This window comes from Cedecea neteri (genome assembly GCF_000758305.1).
GTDB lineage: Bacteria > Pseudomonadota > Gammaproteobacteria > Enterobacterales > Enterobacteriaceae > Cedecea > Cedecea neteri_C.
In genome coordinates, this window is sequence record NZ_CP009458.1 from 4,417,103 (window position 1) to 4,436,969 (window position 19,867).

The 19,867-nt window shown below is 56.1% G+C and carries 19 protein-coding genes; 9 read left to right on the forward strand and 10 right to left on the reverse strand.

What is annotated here, in order from left to right; translation table 11 throughout:
* Positions 1 to 3: 3 nt before the first annotated feature.
* Positions 4 to 1,464 carry a PTS cellobiose/arbutin/salicin transporter subunit IIBC gene (gene ascF, locus LH23_RS20530; protein ID WP_039295296.1) on the reverse strand — a complete coding sequence of 487 codons (1,461 nt, stop codon included), beginning with the start codon at positions 1,462 to 1,464 and terminating at the stop codon, positions 4 to 6.
* A 192-nt stretch (positions 1,465 to 1,656) separates the two neighbouring features.
* Here ascF and LH23_RS20535 point away from each other — a divergent pair, with 192 nt between their 5' ends.
* Positions 1,657 to 2,679, forward strand: coding sequence for a LacI family DNA-binding transcriptional regulator (locus LH23_RS20535; RefSeq protein ID WP_039295298.1), 1,023 nt, complete (start codon positions 1,657 to 1,659; stop codon positions 2,677 to 2,679).
* 40 nt (positions 2,680 to 2,719) lie between these two features.
* Here LH23_RS20535 and LH23_RS20540 read toward each other — a convergent pair whose 3' ends face one another.
* The 3 genes from LH23_RS20540 to LH23_RS20550 form a co-directional block, all read right to left on the reverse strand.
* Positions 2,720 to 3,136, reverse strand: coding sequence for a GlcG/HbpS family heme-binding protein (locus tag LH23_RS20540; RefSeq protein ID WP_039295300.1), 417 nt, complete (start codon positions 3,134 to 3,136; stop codon positions 2,720 to 2,722).
* 10 nt (positions 3,137 to 3,146) lie between these two features.
* The gene (locus tag LH23_RS20545; protein ID WP_039295303.1) at positions 3,147 to 4,370 is read right to left on the reverse strand and encodes an MFS transporter; all 1,224 of its coding nucleotides are present in this window, start codon (positions 4,368 to 4,370) and stop codon (positions 3,147 to 3,149) included.
* Positions 4,371 to 4,439: 69 nt separating this feature from the next.
* Entirely contained in the window at positions 4,440 to 5,441 is a 1,002-nt protein-coding gene (locus tag LH23_RS20550) for an aldo/keto reductase (protein WP_039295305.1), read from the reverse strand.
* A gap of 71 nt (positions 5,442 to 5,512) precedes the next feature.
* Here LH23_RS20550 and LH23_RS20555 point away from each other — a divergent pair, with 71 nt between their 5' ends.
* The 3 genes from LH23_RS20555 to LH23_RS20565 all read left to right on the forward strand — a co-directional run bounded on the left by LH23_RS20555 (position 5,513) and on the right by LH23_RS20565 (position 8,145).
* On the forward strand, positions 5,513 to 6,442 hold the full coding sequence (locus LH23_RS20555; RefSeq protein ID WP_156108072.1) for a LysR family transcriptional regulator: 930 nt from the start codon (positions 5,513 to 5,515) through the stop codon (positions 6,440 to 6,442).
* A 178-nt stretch (positions 6,443 to 6,620) separates the two neighbouring features.
* Positions 6,621 to 7,631 carry an alpha/beta hydrolase gene (locus LH23_RS20560; RefSeq protein ID WP_039295307.1) on the forward strand — a complete coding sequence of 337 codons (1,011 nt, stop codon included), beginning with the start codon at positions 6,621 to 6,623 and terminating at the stop codon, positions 7,629 to 7,631.
* 220 nt (positions 7,632 to 7,851) lie between these two features.
* Positions 7,852 to 8,145 (forward strand): hypothetical protein, encoded by a 294-nt coding sequence (locus tag LH23_RS20565; protein WP_231560155.1) that lies wholly within the window; start codon positions 7,852 to 7,854, stop codon positions 8,143 to 8,145.
* A gap of 51 nt (positions 8,146 to 8,196) precedes the next feature.
* On the opposite strand, the gene LH23_RS20570 is transcribed toward LH23_RS20565, so the two are convergent.
* Positions 8,197 to 8,670 (reverse strand): DUF1456 family protein, encoded by a 474-nt coding sequence (locus tag LH23_RS20570; protein WP_039295310.1) that lies wholly within the window; start codon positions 8,668 to 8,670, stop codon positions 8,197 to 8,199.
* 168 nt (positions 8,671 to 8,838) lie between these two features.
* On the opposite strand from LH23_RS20570, the gene LH23_RS20575 reads away from it, so the two are divergent.
* Positions 8,839 to 9,264 (forward strand): GNAT family N-acetyltransferase, encoded by a 426-nt coding sequence (locus tag LH23_RS20575; protein ID WP_052050395.1) that lies wholly within the window; start codon positions 8,839 to 8,841, stop codon positions 9,262 to 9,264.
* A gap of 57 nt (positions 9,265 to 9,321) precedes the next feature.
* On the opposite strand, the gene LH23_RS20580 is transcribed toward LH23_RS20575, so the two are convergent.
* Positions 9,322 to 9,945, reverse strand: a complete 624-nt coding sequence (locus LH23_RS20580; RefSeq protein WP_039295313.1) for a glutathione S-transferase family protein — start codon at positions 9,943 to 9,945, stop codon at positions 9,322 to 9,324.
* A gap of 85 nt (positions 9,946 to 10,030) precedes the next feature.
* A complete protein-coding gene (gene apbC, locus LH23_RS20585; RefSeq protein WP_039295317.1) occupies positions 10,031 to 11,143 on the reverse strand; it encodes an iron-sulfur cluster carrier protein ApbC in 1,113 nt (370 codons plus the stop codon).
* 162 nt (positions 11,144 to 11,305) lie between these two features.
* Between apbC and metG the strand changes: the two genes are divergently transcribed.
* A complete protein-coding gene (metG, locus tag LH23_RS20590; RefSeq protein ID WP_039295320.1) occupies positions 11,306 to 13,342 on the forward strand; it encodes a methionine--tRNA ligase in 2,037 nt (678 codons plus the stop codon).
* Positions 13,343 to 13,494: 152 nt separating this feature from the next.
* On the opposite strand, the gene LH23_RS20595 is transcribed toward metG, so the two are convergent.
* Positions 13,495 to 14,727 (reverse strand): MFS transporter, encoded by a 1,233-nt coding sequence (locus LH23_RS20595; RefSeq protein WP_039295324.1) that lies wholly within the window; start codon positions 14,725 to 14,727, stop codon positions 13,495 to 13,497.
* Between the two features lie 448 nt (positions 14,728 to 15,175).
* Between LH23_RS20595 and ybjG the strand changes: the two genes are divergently transcribed.
* Together ybjG and deoR are read left to right on the forward strand one after the other, a co-directional pair.
* Entirely contained in the window at positions 15,176 to 15,784 is a 609-nt protein-coding gene (gene ybjG, locus LH23_RS20600; RefSeq protein WP_039295327.1) for an undecaprenyl-diphosphate phosphatase, read from the forward strand.
* A gap of 73 nt (positions 15,785 to 15,857) precedes the next feature.
* Complete coding sequence (deoR, locus tag LH23_RS20605; RefSeq protein WP_039295330.1) at positions 15,858 to 16,622, forward strand: DNA-binding transcriptional repressor DeoR; 765 nt, start codon at positions 15,858 to 15,860, stop codon at positions 16,620 to 16,622.
* A 4-nt stretch (positions 16,623 to 16,626) separates the two neighbouring features.
* On the opposite strand, the gene dacC is transcribed toward deoR, so the two are convergent.
* Positions 16,627 to 17,832, reverse strand: coding sequence for a serine-type D-Ala-D-Ala carboxypeptidase (gene dacC / locus LH23_RS20610; protein ID WP_039295333.1), 1,206 nt, complete (start codon positions 17,830 to 17,832; stop codon positions 16,627 to 16,629).
* A 248-nt stretch (positions 17,833 to 18,080) separates the two neighbouring features.
* Here dacC and LH23_RS20615 point away from each other — a divergent pair, with 248 nt between their 5' ends.
* A complete protein-coding gene (locus LH23_RS20615; RefSeq protein ID WP_039295336.1) occupies positions 18,081 to 18,707 on the forward strand; it encodes a glutathione S-transferase family protein in 627 nt (208 codons plus the stop codon).
* A gap of 1 nt (position 18,708) precedes the next feature.
* Here the strand turns inward: LH23_RS20615 and LH23_RS20620 are convergent, their stop codons facing one another.
* The gene (locus tag LH23_RS20620; RefSeq protein WP_039295338.1) at positions 18,709 to 19,830 is read right to left on the reverse strand and encodes a PQQ-dependent sugar dehydrogenase; all 1,122 of its coding nucleotides are present in this window, start codon (positions 19,828 to 19,830) and stop codon (positions 18,709 to 18,711) included.
* Positions 19,831 to 19,867: the final 37 nt, after the last annotated feature.

The window sequence follows — 19,867 nt, forward strand, 5'->3', positions numbered from 1 at the left end:
TGCTTAAAGTGTTTTTACTGCATTATCTGGTCGTACAAACGCCGTGCTGCTGCCCTGCTCTTTGGCTTTCGGCTCCTCGACGGGAATATCTTCAAACCCGAGAATAAGCGTAGTAATAAAAGACAGCACCACGGCCAAAATCATCACCGCTACCACCCAAACGATGCTCATCGGGTTGGCTGGATCGAAGAACTGCACGCTGGTGAATAGCCCCGGCGAGGCCATGGAATGGCTGGCGAGCCCGCCAATACCGGCGACGGCACCGCAAATAAAACCGCTGATAAGGCAGGCAATCAGCGGACGTTTCAGCCGCACCGCGACGCCGTAAAGCGCAGGTTCAGAAATACCGGCCACAATCGCCGATGCCGCGGCAGCAAGCGCCGTCTGGCGCAGTTCAGGGTTTTTCGTCCGCCAGGCAACGGCCAAAGACGACCCGCCGAGGGACAGGTTAGCGCCAATTTCCGACGGCATAACCATGCCTTCTTTGCCCGTTTCGGCGATGGTTTGAATGATTGTCGGCGTAAACACGCGGTGCATGCCGGTCATCACCAGCAGCGGCCAGATAGCCCCCATGATGGCGACGGAAAGCCAGCCCAGGTAGCCGTGCACGGTGTACACCAGTGAAGAAATCCCGCTGCCAATCCAGATACCCAGCGGCCCAATCAGCAAAATCGCTATCGGCGCGGAAACCAGCACGATCAGCATCGGCTTGAGGAAGTTTTTGGTCACCGCTGGCGTGATGCGATCCACGCCTTTTTCGATGTACGACAGCAGCCAGGTCATCACCAGCGCGGGGATCACGGTATAGGTGTATTTCACGGCGGTGACGGGCACGCCCATAAAATCAACCGCTTGCCCCTGGGCCGCCTTCGCCATCAGGTCAATAAAGGCCGGATGCACCAGCACCCCGGCGATAGCAATCGCCAGCGACATGTTGGTTTTAAATTTCACGGCAGCAGAAGCCGCCACCATCACCGGCAGGAAGAAGAAAGCGCCGTCGCCGATGAGGTTAAGAATGATAAGCGTCGAGGATGTCGTTTCAAATAACCCGGTCATCGCGAGGATCATTGCCAGCAGCTTCACCATCGAGCCGCCGATAATCGCCGGAATAAGCGGCGACATAGTGCCAATCAGCGCATCGAGAATACCCGTGCCGATGCGTTTCAGGGTCAGTTTGCCTTTTGCCGTCGTCTGTGGCCTGTCGCCAGCTCCTTCGGGAAGATGTTTCAGCACTTCAGCGTAGGCCTGAGACACCGTATTACCAATGATAACCTGGCACTGCTGGTCGTTTTTCACCACGCCCAGCACGCCGGAAATGGCCTTCAGCCGGGCGCCGTCCACCCTTTTATCGTCCTGTAATACAAAGCGCAGCCGCGTCATGCAATGGGTTACCGCCACCACATTTTCCGCGCCGCCTAAAGCCTCGAGAATCTGTCGGGATACTGCCTCGTACTTGTTAGCCATGAGGTGAAACTCTCTTGTTATGATTTCGTAGGTAACCGGTTCCACATAATCATGTGTAGTTGAAAATTAGATCACAATGATTATTTTTATTGAGATCGATTTTTGTGATTTACATCGAAATACAGGCTGCACTGCGCCCTGGCCGCGAAAAGTGTAAAATGGTCAGAAATGACGAACTTACGAGAAGCCTTTATGTCGACGATGCAGGAAGTGGCGAAAAAAGCAGGCGTATCAAAGGCAACCGTTTCGCGCGTGTTGTCGGGCAAGGGCTACGTGAGCGAGGCCACTAAAACGCAGGTGTACCAGGCCATCCAGGAAACGGGCTATCGCCCTAATCTGCTGGCACGTAATCTGGCGACCAGCAAATCAGGCTACATCGGGCTGGTCGTGACCAACACGCTGTACAGCGGGAACTATTTTAGCGAGCTGCTTTCCCAGGCCGCGCTGAAACTGGAAGCCAGCGGGCGTCAGCTGATTCTGGTCGACGGCAAACACAGCGCCCAGGAAGAGCAGGCCGCCGTGCAGTTTCTGCTCGATTTACACTGCGACGCGGTGATCATTTATCCGCGATTTTTAAGCGTGGACGAGATGGATGAGCTGATTGAACAGCATAAGCAGCCGATCATGGTGATGAACCGCAAGCTGCGCAAACACCAGAGCCACTGTATTTGCTGCGATCACAAAGGTTCCAGTTTTACGGCCACGCGCTACCTGATTGACCTGGGCCACCGGGATATCGCCTTTATCACTGGCGTCCTGGACTCCCCCACGGCGAGAGAGCGCCTGTCGGGCTACCGGGAAGCGCTGGAGCAGGCCGGGTTACCGGTGCGGGACGAACTGATCGCCACCGGAAAATGGACGCCTGCCAGCGGGTCGGCGGCGGTAGAAACGCTGCTCTCAGCGAAACAGGGCTTCAGCGCCCTGGTCGCCAGCAACGATGACATGGCCATCGGCGCGATCGGCAGACTCGGCCAGGCGGGCTTGTCGGTGCCGCGCGATGTGTCGGTTATTGGTTTTGATAATGTCCCGACCGGGGCTTTTCTTACCCCGCCGCTGTCGAGTGTGAAAGAGCCGGTGAGCGAAATGATTCATGAAGTGATTAACCGCCTGACCGCGATGCTGGATGGTGGCTATTTCTCACGGGATAACTTGTACAGTTCGGAGATGATCGTGCGAGACTCTGTGGCGAAAGGGCCCTATTTTCAGCCAAAGTAAGGTGAAAGAAAAAGGAGCGAACTTCGCTCCTTTTCTGTCATTAAACGCGGCTACCGAACACCGCTTCTACGGCAAAGGCAGCAATTTGCCCGTCCTGCTCTTTCGTGGCCCCCGACACCCCAATAGCGCCAATAACAGCGCCCTCCGCGTTGCGCAGCGGGATACCGCCATCAATGCCGACCAGCCCACCGTTGCTGTTTTCCAGCGAATACGCCGGACCGTTCGGGTGCAAATTAACGCCAACATCTTCGCTGTTGGCCTGGAACAGCACCGCCGTACGCGCTTTGCGCATGGCAATATCAATGGTGGCCAGGAATGTGCCGTCCATACGGGCAAAGGCCGTTAAGTGGCCGCCGCTGTCCAGCACCACAACGGAAACCGACGGGAAGCTGTGGGTCTCCACCGCCGTTTTTACGCTGGCGATCAGCGCTTCTGCAAGAACTAAACTGACTGTCACGATGAAAACCTCAATGCGCTAACGGGGGATGTTTTTTGGCGTCAATAACCGCCCAGGTGTGGATCAGCAACCCGAAGACCGCCAGAATTGCGCCCACCCAGCCGGTGGACTCCCAGCCAAAGCCTGCGGAAATAGTCACCCCGCCAAGCCAGGCACCTAGCGCGTTGGCGATGTTAAACGCCGAGTGGTTCATCGCTGCCGCCATAGTTTGCGCGTCACCGGCCACGTCCATCAGGCGGATTTGCAGCACCGAAGAAAGCGACACCATTGTGCCCACCAGCATCACGGTGACCGCCCCCAGCCACGGATAGTGCGAGGTATAAACGTAAGCGCTGAGCACCAGGATCGCCCAAATCAGCAGCAGGCGAACGGTTTTCTCCAGCCCGCGATCCGCCAGGCGGCCGCCGACGATATTGCCGACAATCATGCCCAGACCGAACATCGACAGAATCACCGGGATCATCCCTACCGACTGATGCGCCAGCTCCAGCATGGTAGGCTTCACATAGCTGAATACAGAGAACATTCCGCCGCTGCCAATCGCGCCGATAGCCAGCGTCAGCAGCACCTGCTTACGGGTCAGCGCGGTCAGCTCGCGCAGCGGACTAGCGTCTTTATCCCCGGCACGCCACGGCACCCAGATCCACACCAGAATCAGCGTCAATACCGCGAGGCCGCCGACGATGGCAAACGCACTACGCCAGCCGAACAGCTGCCCAATGGCCGCCACCGCAGGTACGCCGAGTAAGTTGGCTATCGTCAGGCCCAGCAGCACCATCGACACCGCCTGTGCCCGCTTCGAGCGCTCAACGAGGCTTGCCGCCAGCAGAGCCGCGACACCGAAGAACGTGCCGTGCGGGAAACCGGCCAGGAAGCGTGCCAGCATCATGGAGTAGTAACCTGGTGCAAATGCGCTCAACAGGTTGCCAACGGCAAACATCGCCATCAGGGCAATCAGAAAGTCACGCCGCGCCATACGGGCGCCCAGCACCGCCAATAGCGGAGCACCGACCACCACGCCCAGCGCATAAATGCTGATCAGGTGGCCCGCAGAAGGAATAGAAACGTGCAGCCCGTTTGCAGCATCGGGCAGCAATCCCATGATGACGAATTCGCCGGTGCCGATGGCGAAGCCGCCCATGCCGAGCGCAAACAGCGCTTTCAGCAGCCCCGATCGCGACAGGGAAACCGTCTCAGCCCCCTGTTCCAGGGCTTGTTCATTAAGTGATGACATAGTTTTTTGACTTGTGCAGGTGAACAACAAAATACGCCCCGGCGCGGTTCAGCGGGGCGCGGGAGATAACTAAAGCGATGTTTTCCGGTGCGGAGGTGCCATAAATTCGGCCCCCAGCGGGGTGCTAATATGACTGGCTAAAATGCGATCAATGTCGCATTTATCTTCGGCGGTCAATGTCCAGCCGGACACGTCTTCCACCCCGTTGAGCTGTTCAGGACGACGAGCCCCCCACAGCGCGATGGTGGGGCCGGCATCCAGCACCCAGCGCAGCGCCAGGGCCATCACGCTCTTGCCGTAGCGCTCTGCAGCAAACGTTTTCAATTCTTCGACTGCAGCCAGATACTGCGCAAAGCGCGGCGGCTGGAATTTCGGATCAAAGCTGCGCAGGTCGCCTTCGCCAAACACAGTTTCCGGCATCATGCGGCCGGACAGCAGGCCACGGCAAATCGCGCCGTAGGCCAGCACCACCATCTGATGGTATTTCGCGTAGGGCAGCAGATCTGTTTCTGTCGCGCCGCGTTCAAACAGGTTGAGCGGCGGCTGCATGGTTGCCAGCGGCGCGGCGCTGCGGAATCTGTCCATCTGCGCTGGCGAATAGTTACTGACGCCGAGGGCGCGAAATTTCCCCTGCTGATGCAGCGTTTCCAGCACGCGCGCGGTTTCATCTATCGCCACTAAATCGTCCGGCCAGTGCACCTGATACAGGTCGATATAATCCGTTTGCAGGCGGCGAAGCGAGTCTTCAATTTCCTGACGAATACGCTGCGGCGTGGAATTACGCGTGACCCGCCCGGCCTCGTCCCAGTCCAGCGCCACTTTGGTGGCGATAATCGCCTTGTCCCGGCGGCCCACCAGCGCTTTGCCTACCACCTCTTCGGAGTGCCCAAAGCCGTAGACTGGCGCGGTGTCGATAAGGTTGATGCCGCGCTCCAGCGCCTCATGCAGCGTCGCTATCGACTGCCCGTCGTTACTGCCGCCCCACATGCTACCGCCAATGGCCCACGTACCCAGGCCGATACGGCTGACGGGTTCAGAGATGCCCGCGATATGAATCGTTTCGATTGCCATGATTTACCCCTGTCTGTTCTGTGCACTAATAGTAACTCATGTTAAGTTGAATTAATTTCAACGAACCCTTGATGACAGAGGCCCCTTTTATGCCCGCTCCGGTCCGCGGCGAACTCGCCGATCTCAACGTTTTTTTGACCATCTGCCGCCGAAAAAGCTTCCGTCTTGCCGCTTCTGAGCTGGGTGTGTCCACCTCTGCGCTAAGCCACACGATGCGCGGGCTGGAGGAGAGGCTCGGCGTTCGCCTGCTCAACCGCACCAGCCGCTCCGTCGTCCCCACTGACGCCGGTGAAGCGCTGCTCGGGCACCTGGAAACCGGGTTTTCCCATATTCGCATGGCGCTTGATGAACTGGACCATTACCGCGAATCCCCGGTCGGGCGGCTGCGGATTAATATTCCACGAGACGCCGCCCAGCTGCTGTTTGCGCCGGTACTGGCGAAATTCATGGCTACATACCCCCGGCTGCAGATGGAAATTACCGTCGATAACACGCTGGTCGATATTATCGGCAGCGGCTACGACGCCGGGATTCGCTATGGGGAGAGCGTCCCCAAAGACATGATTGCGATGCCGGTGACGCGCAAGCTTAAGTGGATTGTGGTGGCCTCCCCGCAGTATTTAAGCCATACCTCGCACCTTCCGCTGAACCACCCGGACGATCTCTTTCAGCACCAGTGCATCCGGATGCGGCTCGGCAACGGCACGCTGTACAAATGGGAACTTAACCGGGGCACAGAGGCGCTGGCATTGGATGTGCCCGGCTCGCTGATACTCAATGAAAGCGAAATGATCATTGATACCGCTCTGAACGGCTTCGGGCTGGCGTATTGCCTGGACGTACGAGTGCGGCCGCTGCTGGAAAGCGGGCAGCTGGTGCAGGCTATGCCGGAGTGGGTGTGCGAAGATGAACCGATGGTGATGTATTACCCCAGCCGCAGGCAGCTCCATCCCGGCTTGCGAAGACTTATCGAAATGATGCGTGAGGCCACGCTGTACTGACAGCCCCACAAAAATACTTCACTTTAAAAATCAATTAGTAATCATCATTTTATATTAACTTCCAATCAAATAGCTTGCAATAATATTGCGCGCTATTTAAATTCACTTCCGCCAGCACTCAATCACAACAAGACATAACCAACTAAATAGCACGCGATACAATCGCAAAGGAGATAAAATGTCACGCTCATTACTGATCGCCATGACTTTAACCGCTTCCAGCCTGAGCCCTGCTTTTGCCGCCGACGCACCGACCCCGACCGTCGGCGTGAGTAAGTTTCTCTCCGTTTTAAACAGTGGCGGGGGCAAACCCATCGAGCAACTCTCTCCCCAGGCCGCCCGGCAGGTACTGATCGATGCCCAAAAAGGCGCCAAACTTCCCGCCGCTGATATCTCTGAAAAGACAATTACCGTTGGCGGCAAGCCGCTAACGCTCACCATTGTTAAGCCCAAAAATGCCAGCGGCAAATTGCCGGTGTTTATGTTCTTCCACGGCGGTGGCTGGGTGCTGGGCGACTTCCAGACTCATGAACGCCTGGTACGCGATTTAGTCTCTGAGTCGGGCGCAGCGGCGGTGTTTGTGAACTACACCCCATCCCCGGAAGCGCACTTCCCTGTGGCCATCAACCAGGCCTATGAAGCAACCCGCTGGGTGGCCGAACACGGCAGCGAAATTGGCGTAGACGGCAGTCGCCTTGCGCTGGCGGGTAACAGCGTGGGTGGTAACATGGTTGCCGCCGTAGCCCTGCAGGCCAAAGCGCAGCATACCCCGGCGATTCGCTACCAGGTCATGCTGTGGCCGGTAACCGACGCGCGCTTTGATACCGGCTCTTATAACCAGTTCTCAAACGGCTATTTCCTCAGTAAGAACATGATGAAATGGTTCTGGGACAACTACACCACGAAAGAGAGCGACCGCCGCAATATTCTGGCTTCACCGCTGGAGGCCAGCCGTGAGCAGTTGAAGGACCTGCCGCCCACCCTGATTCAAACGGCGGAGCTTGACGTGCTGCGTGATGAAGGCGAAGCGTTCGGCCGGAAGCTCGATGAAGCTGGCGTGCCGGTGACCGTGACCCGCTACAACGGCATGATCCACGATTACGGTTTATTGAATGCCATCAGTGATGAACCCACCGTGCGTACGGCTATTGCACAGGCCGCAGGCGAGTTACGTGCCCATCTGAACTGATTTCGAGCTTGTATTGAGGGGGGATAACAGCTGTTATCCCCTTTCTGTTTTTAGCTCAACTCATCGATCGCGCAAATTATTCATCTGCCGGCATTATCCGGGTTGATTTACGTCAACGTAGTGCTCCCGCGAAAGCGCATGATAGCCACCCGCGAATAATAGAATTCATATTATCCCGCAAAGAAACTAATCATTAATAAGACAGATGAGTGAATGACTGATGAGCAAACTGAGAATGTTGGTGCTGTCGCTGGGTCTGGTCAGTGGCCTGGCAAACGCCGCCCTACCGCTGTTCAACGGGCACGGTGCACCGGGGGATGTGCATATCGATAACGGAGGACCGGTCTATTTGAACGGCAAGCAGATGGCGCTGAAAAAGGTCAACGATAATTTCTATGAGGCGCGTGGTCAGGGTGTGGTGTTATCGATTGCCGTGATGCCTGACGGCAGTCCTTCCGTCAGTTGGACCGGTAAACACCGCGCTCACGGGGAAATTATTCCGACAGAAAAGTAATAGCTAAAAGCTTATGTCCGGCGGGTGAGAGACTCTCACCCGCACAACGTCTTATTCCGCTTTCGCAGGCTTCAGGCGCTGGGTCAGGCCACGCAGGAAGTAGCGCAGGAACTGATCGCCGCACTCGCGGTAGTTTTTATGATCCGGGTTACGCATCATGGCGGTAATTTCCGGCATAGAAATGCGGAACTGCTGGGCGGTAAGGATCTCCAGCACGTCGTCAGACTTCAGCTCAAAGGCGATACGCAGCTTTTTCAGAATAATGTTGTTGGTCATCCGACGCTCGAGCTTCGGCTCCGGCTTGCTTTCGTCTTTGCCGCGTTTGAAGTAGATCAAACCGTTAAGAAAGTTTGCCATGATCAGATCCGGGCAGGCTTTAAAGCCTTCTTCGTCCTCTTTCTTTAACCACGGAACGATCTGTTCCACAGGGACGTCGGTGCCGGTCAGGGCAAGGATCTTAACGATTCCATCGTTATTCAGGTTCAGCATGTAGCGAACGCTAAGCAGTACGTCATTATTCAACATGGGGCAATCTCAGGGCTCAAAAGCGGGCAGTATATAGAGAAGCGAACGCGTTGTAATAAAAACCGCGCGGATTTGTCCGCCGGAGCTAAATTTACCGGCGGTGAATTGGCACTCTTCAGGCTTAAGGGTAGACTCAATGGGCTAACTTTCATCCTAAAAGGTAATCATTTGATCCTACGACTTTGGCAAGAATCCGACCGCCCTTTCTTACGTACCCTTTATCTTCATGCCCGCCGCAAGGCATGGCCCTGGCTAGACGGCAGCGCATGGCAGCTCGAAGACTTTGACAGTGCCACTCAGGATGAACGTATCTGGGTGGCTGAAGATAACGGCCACCGCATCGGCTTCGCTTCCGTCTGGGTGCAGGATAACTTTTTGCATAACCTGTTCGTCAGCCCGGAGCATCAGGGAACGGGCGCGGGAAAGGCGCTGCTGGAGAAAGTGCAGAGTGAATTTACCGCAACGGGATCGCTAAAATGCCTGGCGAGAAATGAACACGCGATTGAGTTTTATCGGCGCAACGGCTGGCATATTGAGGCCCCGGGAGACGGGCCGGACGGGGAATACTATTTAATGCATTTTGTGTTGAAGTAGTCCTCTCCCCGAAAGTGATGGGATAGGGAACGAAAAAAGTAGCGTTGATAACATTGCTTACGCGACACCATTATTGCCATGACGCCGAAAGGCCGGGCGCTGGTTCAGTGCGGAATACCAGCGCTCAATGTCCGCCATGTGAGGATGAGCTAACGGCGTCATTTTCCAGCGATTAACCGACAGGCCAAGGACAATATCCGCGAGGGTAAACTGGCTGCCCGTTACCCATGCTCCGGTTTTCTGAAGTTGCTCATTGAGAATTTGCACACAACCTGTCCAGGCAGAAATGCTTTCCTGAATCTGATTCGCATCCTGAAAACGTGGATCCTTACGGACCAGCGCCATAAAGGCATAGCGCCAGGCTGTGTTAAACTCCGTTGCCTGCCAGTCCATCCAGCGCTCAACGTCCGCCGCCTCTTGCGGTGTGGAAGGCAGCAGATCTTTCCGCCCCGCTTTGCGCGCCAGATAACGGCAGATGCTGTTCGACTCCCACAGCACAAAATCGTCATCCAGCAGTACCGGCACCAGACTATTGGGATTGAGGGCAAGGAATTCCTCAGACTGAACCGACCGGAACCCGCTCCCATAATCTTCCTGCTGGTATTCCAGCCCCGACTCTTCGCAGGTCCACAGCGCTTTGCGTACGTTAATTGATGAGCGTTTACCCAGTATTCTTATCATCGCCTGCAAACCTCAATCACAACAACGTGGTGTTTCACTTTTGCAAACAAAAACGCCTCTTCCATGACGGGAGAGGCGTCTCGTTTTACACCGCTCTGAAGGCGATCTCGCTTGGGATCACATCCCCGTTCCAGTAAAGCTGAGCCGCCACGCGCCCCGCCAGCTCACGATAGAGCGTAGTGATGTCGCTTTCCGGGCGATTAATGACCGTCGGCTTACCGGCATCCAGGTCTTCGCGCAGGGTGATGTGCAGAGGCAACTGCCCCAGCAGCGTGGTGTGATACTGCTGCGCCAGCTTCTCCGCGCCGCCGGTGCCGAATATCGGCTCCTGGTGACCGCAGTTGCTGCAGATATGAATACTCATATTCTCGACAATACCTACCACCGGCACCTCAACTTTCTCGAACATCACGATCCCTTTACGGGCGTCGATCAGCGCGATGTCCTGCGGCGTGGTCACCACCATCGCCCCGGTAACCGGGATGTTTTGCGCCAGCGTTAGCTGGATGTCACCGGTACCCGGCGGCATATCGATCACAAGGTAATCCAGATCCGGCCACAGTGTTTCCTGCAGCATTTGCATCAGCGCTTTGCTGGCCATCGGGCCGCGCCATACCATGGCATTTTCGTCGGTGACGAGGTAACCGATCGAGTTAGTTGCCAGGCCATGCGCCACGATCGGCGCCATGTGTTTGCCGTCCGGGGACGTTGGGCGCTCATGTTCGGCACCCAGCATAGTTGGGATCGACGGGCCGTAAATATCGGCATCCAGAATACCGACTTTGGCCCCTTCAGCCGCCAGCGCCAACGCCATGTTGACCGCAGTGGTCGATTTCCCCACCCCGCCTTTGCCGGAGCTGACGGCAATAATATTTTTGACGCCGTTAATGCCGGGCTGGTTTTTCACCCGCTTCAGCGTGGCAATGTGGTGGCTGAGCTTCCAGTCTACTGCTTTTGCGCCGGTGATCCGCAGCAGGTCTGAACTGCAGGTCTCTTTTAAGGCATCAAACCCACTTTGCCAGGCGAACGGCATCTGCAGTTCAACGTGCAGCGTGTCGTCAAGCATGGCGACATGGTGCAGCGCTTTCAGCGCGGTGAGGTTATGTTTCAAGGTAGGGTGCTGAAAATTAGCCAGGGTCCCGGCAACCATCGCGCGTAGCTGTTCCGGGGACTTACTGGACGGGGATTGCGAATTCATCCCGACTCCTTATGTTTTTATCGGACATTGCAATCCGCTAAGCATACCAGAAACCACACCACCGATTCATATACGGTTATTGCGGGCTTTGGGGTTACTAAACAATTGCCAATCCGGTAATATCGAAGCCCCCTTTTTTAATCAGAGGATGCAATCCCGACTATGACTCAACCCGCGAAGAAAATATTGGTAACGTGCGCACTGCCGTACGCAAACGGCTCAATCCACCTCGGTCACATGCTGGAGCATATTCAGGCTGATGTCTGGGTCCGTTACCAACGAATGCGCGGCAACGAGGTTAACTTCATCTGCGCAGACGACGCCCACGGCACGCCTATCATGCTGAAAGCACAGCAACTGGGTATCACTCCAGAGCAGATGATTGCCGAAATGAGTCAGGAGCATCAGACTGATTTTGCAGGCTTTAACATCAGCTATGATAACTATCACTCCACCCACAGCGACGAAAACCGCGAGCTGTCGGAGCTGATTTATGGCCGCCTGAAAGAGAACGGTTTTATTAAAAACCGCACGATTTCTCAGCTCTACGATCCGGAAAAAGGCATGTTCCTGCCGGACCGCTTTGTCAAAGGCACCTGCCCGAAATGTAAAGCCCCGGATCAGTACGGCGATAACTGCGAAGTGTGCGGCTCCACCTACAGCCCAACCGAGCTTATCGATCCAAAATCCGTGGTGTCCGGCGCGACGCCTGAAATGCGTGATTCCGAGCACTTCTTCTTCGACCTGCCGTCCTTCAGCGAAATGCTGCAGGCGTGGACCCGCAGCGGCGCGCTGCAGGAGCAGGTGGCAAACAAAATGCAGGAGTGGTTCGAATCTGGTCTGCAGCAGTGGGACATCTCCCGCGATGCGCCATACTTCGGCTTCGAAATCCCGAATGCACCGGGCAAGTACTTTTACGTCTGGCTGGATGCACCAATCGGTTACATGGGTTCCTTTAAGAACCTGTGCGACAAGCGTGGCGACACCACCAGCTTCGAGGAATACTGGAAGAAAGATTCCACCACCGAGCTGTATCACTTCATCGGTAAAGACATCGTTTACTTCCACAGCCTGTTCTGGCCGGCCATGCTGGAAGGCAGCAACTTCCGCAAGCCAACCAACCTGTTCGTTCACGGCTATGTGACGGTTAACGGCGCGAAGATGTCCAAGTCTCGCGGTACCTTTATCAAAGCCAGCACCTGGCTGAAGCACTTTGATGCCGACAGCCTGCGTTACTACTACACCGCGAAGCTCTCTTCCCGTATCGACGATATCGACCTGAACCTGGAAGACTTCGTGCAGCGCGTGAACAGCGACATCGTCAACAAAGTGGTTAACCTGGCCTCCCGTAACGCCGGCTTTATTGCCAAGCGTTTTGACGGCGTGCTGGCCGCAGAGATTGCCGATGCAGAGCTGTACAAAACCTTCACCGATGCGGCAGAAAGCATTGGCGAAGCGTGGGACAGCCGCGAATTTGGCCGTGCGATCCGCGAAATCATGGCGCTGGCAGATATCGCTAACCGCTACGTGGACGAGCAGGCTCCGTGGGTTGTGGCTAAACAGGAAGGCCGCGATGCCGATCTGCAGGCCATTTGCTCCATGGGCATTAACCTGTTCCGCGTGCTGATGACCTACCTGAAGCCGGTTCTGCCGTCGCTCACCGAGCGTACAGAAGCCTTCCTGAATGCCGAACTGAGCTGGGACAGCATCGCTACGCCGCTGCTGAACCACAAAGTGAACAGCTTCAAGGCGCTGTATAACCGCATTGAAACCAAGCAGGTAGAAGCCCTGGTGGAAGCGTCTAAAGAAGAAGTGAAAGCGCTGAATGCGGCACCGGTAACTGGCCCGCTGGCGGACGATCCGATTCAGGAGACCATCACCTTTGATGACTTCGCGAAAGTGGATATGCGCATTGCGCTGATTGAGAAAGCAGAATTCGTGGACGGCTCCGACAAGCTGCTGCGCCTGACGCTGGATCTCGGCGGCGAAAAACGCAACGTCTTCTCCGGCATTCGTACCGCTTACCCGGATCCGTCTAAGCTGGAAGGTCGTCTGACCGTGATGGTGGCCAACCTCGCTCCGCGTAAGATGCGCTTTGGCGTGTCGGAAGGGATGGTGATGGCCGCAGGTCCTGGCGGGAAAGATATCTTCCTGCTGAGCCCGGACAGCGGCGCTCAGCCTGGCATGGCGGTTAAGTAACTCCCCTCACCCCAGCCCTCTCCCCACCGGGGAGAGGGTACAAAACAATCGAACTACCTTGACTTTATCCCCTCTCCTTTTTAGAAAGAGGAATATGGCGATTTACTCTGCTTTTATCCCCTCTCCCTTTTAGGGAGAGGGTGAGGGTAAAATCAGGCGTCTCTTGCCTGCCCGACAGTTTTATCCTTCAGGAACAACACCATCAGGCCAAGCCAAACCACCCCGCCCATCAGGTTAAACAGGCTGAACAACCCGTTGCCGCCGAACTGGTAGGCGTGCTTGCTCAGCTCAATACCGACGGTAAAGATCAGCATCTGCAGCATACCCATCGCCGCCGACACCGTGCCTTTACTCATCTCGCTGGCAAACAGCGTCAGGCGCACCAGGCCGGCATTCGCCAGGCCGATGCCAAAGGCGTACAGGCTGAGGCCAGCGGTCATCCACAAATAAGCATGAGAAGAGACCACCGTTGCCACCGCCGCGACAACCAGGCCGGGTACAATCCACCAGCCGCCCATGATGATCAGGCTGCGCACGCTACGGCGGGAGGTCAGCTTGGCCAGAACCAGGTTACCCATAATCAGCGCGCCAAAGATAGGCACCTGCAGCAGACCGTATTCATAGCTGCTGAGATTCTCCCCGCTGATGATAATCACCGGCGACTGGGCAATCCACGCCAGCAGCGGTAGGCTCACAAAGCCGGTCGCCAGCGCACCGGAGACAAAACGTAGATTTTTCAGTACCAGCTTGTAATCGCGCCCAAGCTCCTTCAGCGAAAGCTTTTCGCCGAGGCGAGTCGCCGTCTCCGGCATCGCTTTGTGCAACCCAAAGAAAGAGATAGCCGCCAGCAGCGCAAACAGCACGAACATCGTTTCCCATGGCGCGACGTGGATCCACGCCGCCCCCACCAACGGCCCAAGCAGCGGCGCGATCAATGCCACGTTCGCCATCAGCGCGGTTATCTTGATGCAAACCGACTCTTCGAACGACTCCTGAATAGCGGCGTAACCCACCGCGCCAATAAAGCACAGGCTGACGCCCTGCAGGAAGCGCAGGAAGGTGAACTGCTGAATGTCCTGGGCCAGCAGCGTCGCGAGGCAGGTGACAATAAACCAGACCACGCCGGTCAGCATCACCGGTCGGCGGCCAATACGGTCAGAAAGTGGCCCGAGCAGCCACTGCAGGAACATTCCGCCCGCCAGATAAGCCGTCATCGATGTCGGCACCCATTCCACGCCCGCCTGGAACTGATCCACCACGGCCAGCATCCCCGGCTGGATCATGTCATTGCCGATATAAGTTGAGAATTCGTAGAGCACCAGGCAGAGCGGGAACAGCAGCGCCTGACGGCCTAACGATTTGTTAGCTATCGTATTATGTTGCATTAGGAACTCAGAAGATAAAGAAACGCGCAGAGTGTATTCAATTGCCCGTGCCAGCGGTAGTCAACGGCTGACAAATAGCACGGGGTGTAAAGCCGCGCACATCATACCTCAATTCTATTAAGGATTTCTTAATCTGTGATGAATATTCTGCTGCCATGAATTTAAGGCCGGCACTGTCTTAGTAAAGACAAGATGAAATATTTTCCTAAACCAACGGTAAATAAGACAAAACTGCTTTACCGTCTGCCGCCCCGCTTCTATCTTTTCCCGCTTTGCATCCTGATAATACGGGCTGCTATTTTTAGCTGGTTTTCCCGGGAGAAGGCCAGATGATGCGCGGGGCGCACTTTTTCAGCCACAGCCTGTGGACAGGTTGTTGGGTAGGGTTAATCCAGGTGGCGCTTCACGCCGCGATATCCACCTGGTCAGTTAAAGCACAGGACAAGTCATGATGGAAACGCTCAACCAGAATCTGTTTTTGCTCATTAATGCCACCCCGTCGTCGCCGGAGTGGATGATAAAGCTGGCGATATTCTTTGCCCGGGATCTGATCAGCATCGTCCCGCTGCTGATCGTCGCGCTCTGGCTTTGGGGTCAGCGTAAGCAGATGCCGGCCCAGCGCCAGGTGGTGATCAAAACCGGCATGGCGCTGGTGATTAGCGTGGTGCTGTCATGGGTCATTGGGCAGTTGTTCCCGCATCCGCGTCCTTTTGTGGTCGGGCTGGGCTATAACTTCCTGCACCACGCGCCGGATGATTCTTTCCCGAGCGACCACGGCACGGTGATCTTCACCTTCGCGCTGGCATTTTTATGCTGGCACCGCGTCTGGTCCGGCGTGATGTTATTTGTTATCGGCTGCGCGATTGCCTGGTCCCGCGTCTACCTCGGCGTGCACTGGCCGCTGGACATGCTCGGCGGTCTGCTGGTCGGCATGAGCGCCTGCCTGCTGTCGCAGATGGTCTGGAACCTGCGCGGGCCACAAATCCATCAGCGCCTGCATCAGATCTACCGCTACTGCTTCGCGCTGCCGATTCGTAAAGGCTGGGTGCGTGACTAAGCGGTGCACCACAGGTAAGATGCATTAACTAAAGCCCTGCCTTAGCGGGGCTTTTTAATGTTCAGAGGCCGCTATGGAAACCCGCCGTGAAGAGCGCATTAACCGCCTGGTACAGGCGCTGAAGCGCAGCGATAAAATTCATCTCAAAGAAGCCGCTCAGCTGCTGGGCGTCTCCGAAATGACCATCCGTCGCGACATCAACAATGAGCCTGGTCAGGTTGTGCTCCTGGGCGGATACGTGGTGCTGGAGCCTCGCAGTGCCGGGGCCAGCTACTATCTGTTGAGTGATGAAAAAACGCGACAGGTTGAAGAGAAACGCCACGCTGCCAGGCTCGCCGCACAGCATGTTCGCCCGCGCCAGACCGTGTTCTTCGACTGCGGCACCACCACGCCTTACATCATCGACGCCCTTGACGACGATCTGCCTTTCACCGGCCTGTGTTATTCCCTCAACACCTTTCTGGCACTGCAGGAAAAGCCCAACTGCCGGGTGATTTTAAGCGGCGGCGAGTTTCACGCCAGCAATGCGATTTTTAATCCGATTAACTTTCAGGAGTGCCTGGGGAATATCTGCCCGGATATTGCCTTTTTATCCGCGGCAGGCGTCCACCTGCGCTACGGCGCAACTTGCTTTAATCTGAATGAGCTGCCGGTGAAGCATTGGGCGCTGAGCATGGCCCAGCGTAATATTCTGGTGGTGGATGACACCAAGTTTGGCAAGGTTCGCGCCGCCTGCATGGGGCCGCTGACGGCGTTTGATACAGTGATTACCAACCGGCCTCCCGCTGCGGAGTTTATCGACTTTGCCGCAGCGGAAAACCTGACGCTAACGTGGTAGGCGTTTAGGCGAACCAGCTCCCGAACCAACCGTGGAGCTTCATCAGCACAAAGTCCCACATGCGGCTGAAGAACCCGCCCTCTTCAACCGACTCCATCACCAGCAGCGGGCGCTGTTCGATGGATTTGCCGTTAAGCTGGAAGTCAATGGTGCCGACGGCCTGGCCTTTTTTCAGCGGCGCGGTTAGCTGAGGTTCGTTCAGCGTAAAGCTGGCTTTCAGGTTTTTCAGCTGACCACGAGGAATGGTCACCGAGCCACCTTCACCCGCGCCAAGATTGACTTCACTCTTATCGCCAAACCAGACGCGCTGGGTCACGAAAGTGGCGTCAGGCTTGATTGGCGTTACGGTTTCGAAGAAACGGAAGCCCCAGGTCAGCAACTTTTCGCTCTCGTTAAAGCGAATGCGGTCGGTTTTTGTCCCCAATACGACGGAAATCAGGCGCATATCACCGGAGGTTGCCGAAGCAACGAGGTTATAGCCTGCGCCCTCGGTGGTACCGGTTTTCATGCCATCAACGTTGAGATTAGAGCTCCACAGCAGGCGGTTACGGTTCGGCTGCTTGATATTGTTAAAGGTGAACTCTTTCTCTTTGTGCACCGCGTACTCGTCCGGCACATCGTGGATCAGCGCCTGCCCGAGCAACGCCATGTCGCGCGCGGTGCTGTACTGCCCTGGCGCGTCCAGGCCGTGAACGGTTTTAAAGGTGGTGTTGGTCAGCTTGAGCTTCTGTGCGTAGTTGTTCATCAGGCTGACAAACGAATCCTGACTGCCCGCCACATAGTCGGCAATCGCAATACTGGCGTCGTTCCCGGACTGAATAATGACGCCTTTGTTCAGATCTTCCACCGAGACTTTATCGCCGGGTTTCAGGAACATCAGCGAAGAGCCGCGCAGCACCGGGTTACCGGTCGCCCATGCATCTTTCCCGATAGTCACCATATCCGTCAGGTGAATCTTGCCTGCTTTCAGCGCCTGCCCTACCACGTAGCTGGTCATCAGCTTGGTCAGACTTGCCGGATCGAGTTTGTCGTCGGCATTTCCTTCCGCCAGCACCTTCCCGCTGGCGTAATCCATCAAAATCCAGGCTTTTGCATCGACCTGGGGAGCATCTGCGGTCTGCTCAGCGCTTAGCGCAGGAGCCGCTATCAGCAGCAGGGTTGTCCCTGCGACTAAACCACGTAGTGTTGCAGGCATTTGCAAGATCGTCATAAAACCACCTGAGTATCCATTCTTAAAAAATTCACGGTGCGCACCGCCACCCAAAAGTCAGGGTGTGAGTAATAACGCACGAATCCACTTAAAGAAACATAGAGTTGGTAAAGTTTTTTAAGTTTATTCGATATCTGCGCGAGTTGCCGCCGTCACGCCATTTTTTTTAGCTTCGGTTGAGAAACAGTGGTGTTTTCGTGACCGGAGCCGGGCATACTCGATGTCCACCTGCAAAAAAAGGAACCACCATGATTACCGTTTGGGGCAGAGATAACTCCACCAATGTTAAGAAAGTGCTGTGGTGTCTGGAAGAGCTGCAATTGCCGTACCGCTCCGTTCCCGCGGGCGGAAAATTTGGCCTGACGCACGATGCCGAGTACCTGGCGATGAACCCGAATGGCCTGGTTCCGTGCATTCATGATGACGCACACGGGCTGACGCTGTGGGAATCCAATACCATCGTGCGTTACCTGGCCGCTGAATATGGCGGTGATTCTCTGTGGGTGAATAGCCCCGCCGAGCGAGCCAAAGGTGAAAAATGGATGGACTGGTCCGCCACAGCGGTCGCGGGCCCCTACCGTGGCGTATACGCCAGCCTGGTCAGAACTCCACCGGAAGAGCGTGACCATAAGCTGATTGAGCAAAGCATTGCGGCCTGCAACAAGCTGTTTGCTATTGCGGATGCGGAACTGGCTAAACAGCCGTGGCTGGGTGGCGAAGCCTTTGGCCTGGGCGACCTCGCCTTTGGCCCGCAAATCTACAGCCTGCTCAACCTTGATATTCCCTGGGATGCGGTGCCGAACCTTCAGCGCTGGTATCAGCAACTCACCCAGCGCCCGGCGTTCAAGAAAATTGTGATGATCCCGTTGACCTGATTCAGCTTTCGGTCGGGCTGATTTTTAGCAGCTCGCCATCAGATTCGTCGGTCAGGACATACAGATAGCCGTCCGGGCCGACGCGCACATCACGGATACGCTTTTTACGATCCCCCAGCAGCCGCTGTTCGCCCGTCACCTTATCGCCGTCCAGCGTTAGTTCAATCAGATTCTTTTCTTTGAGCGCGCCGATAAACAGCTTGCCTTTCCACTGCGGGAAGGTGTCAGCCGAATAAAACGCCATGCCGCTTATAGCCGAGGAGACTTTCCAGTAATAAATCGGCTGTTCGGTGCCTTCAACTTCTCCTCCTTTCGCTTCGGGGATCTTAAGTCCGCTGTAATTAATGCCCCAGGTCGCCAGCGGCCAGCCGTAGTTTTTCCCGGCTGTCGGGATATTGATTTCATCTCCGCCTTTCGGCCCGTGCTCGTTTAGCCACAGCTCGCCGTTGGCCGGATTAATGGCTAATCCCTGCGGGTTACGGTGGCCGTAAGACCAAATTTCAGGCCGGACGCCCGGTTTGCCAACAAACGGGTTATCCTGCGGGACGGAACCATCGGCATTAAGCCTCACCACTTTGCCCTGCAGCTTATCGAGATCCTGGGCCGTGGCGCGCTCGTTGTTTTCCCCCAGCGCGATAAATACATGACCTTGCCCGTCAAACGCCATGCGTCCGCCGAAATGGTTGCCGGTGGAGAGTTTTGGTGCCTGGCGGAACACAACCCTGAAGTTTTCCAGCCGCTTCAGATCCTGGCTTAACGTGCCATATCCAACGGCGGTACCGGCTTTATTGTCGCTGCCGCCTTCGGCAAAGCTAAGCCACACGCGGCGGCTACTGGCAAAATCCGGGGCCAGCACAACGTCCAGCAAACCGCCCTGCCCGTGGGCCCAGACAACGGGCACGCCGCTAATCGGGGCGGATAATCCCTTGCCCTGCTGCCACAGATGCAGCTCCCCGCCGCGCAGGGTAATCAACACTCCCTGATTATCAGGCAAAAAGTCCAGCGCCCACGGATGTGGCAGGTTGGTTTGCAGGACTTCAACGTTGGTTTTGGCGGCCAGAGCATAAGAGGCAGAGAAAAGCAGCGTGGCGGCGAGAAGCGTACGGGACGGGAACGGCGGCATGGCAATCTCCTGGTTTTGGCTATTCGTTAAGGGTAGC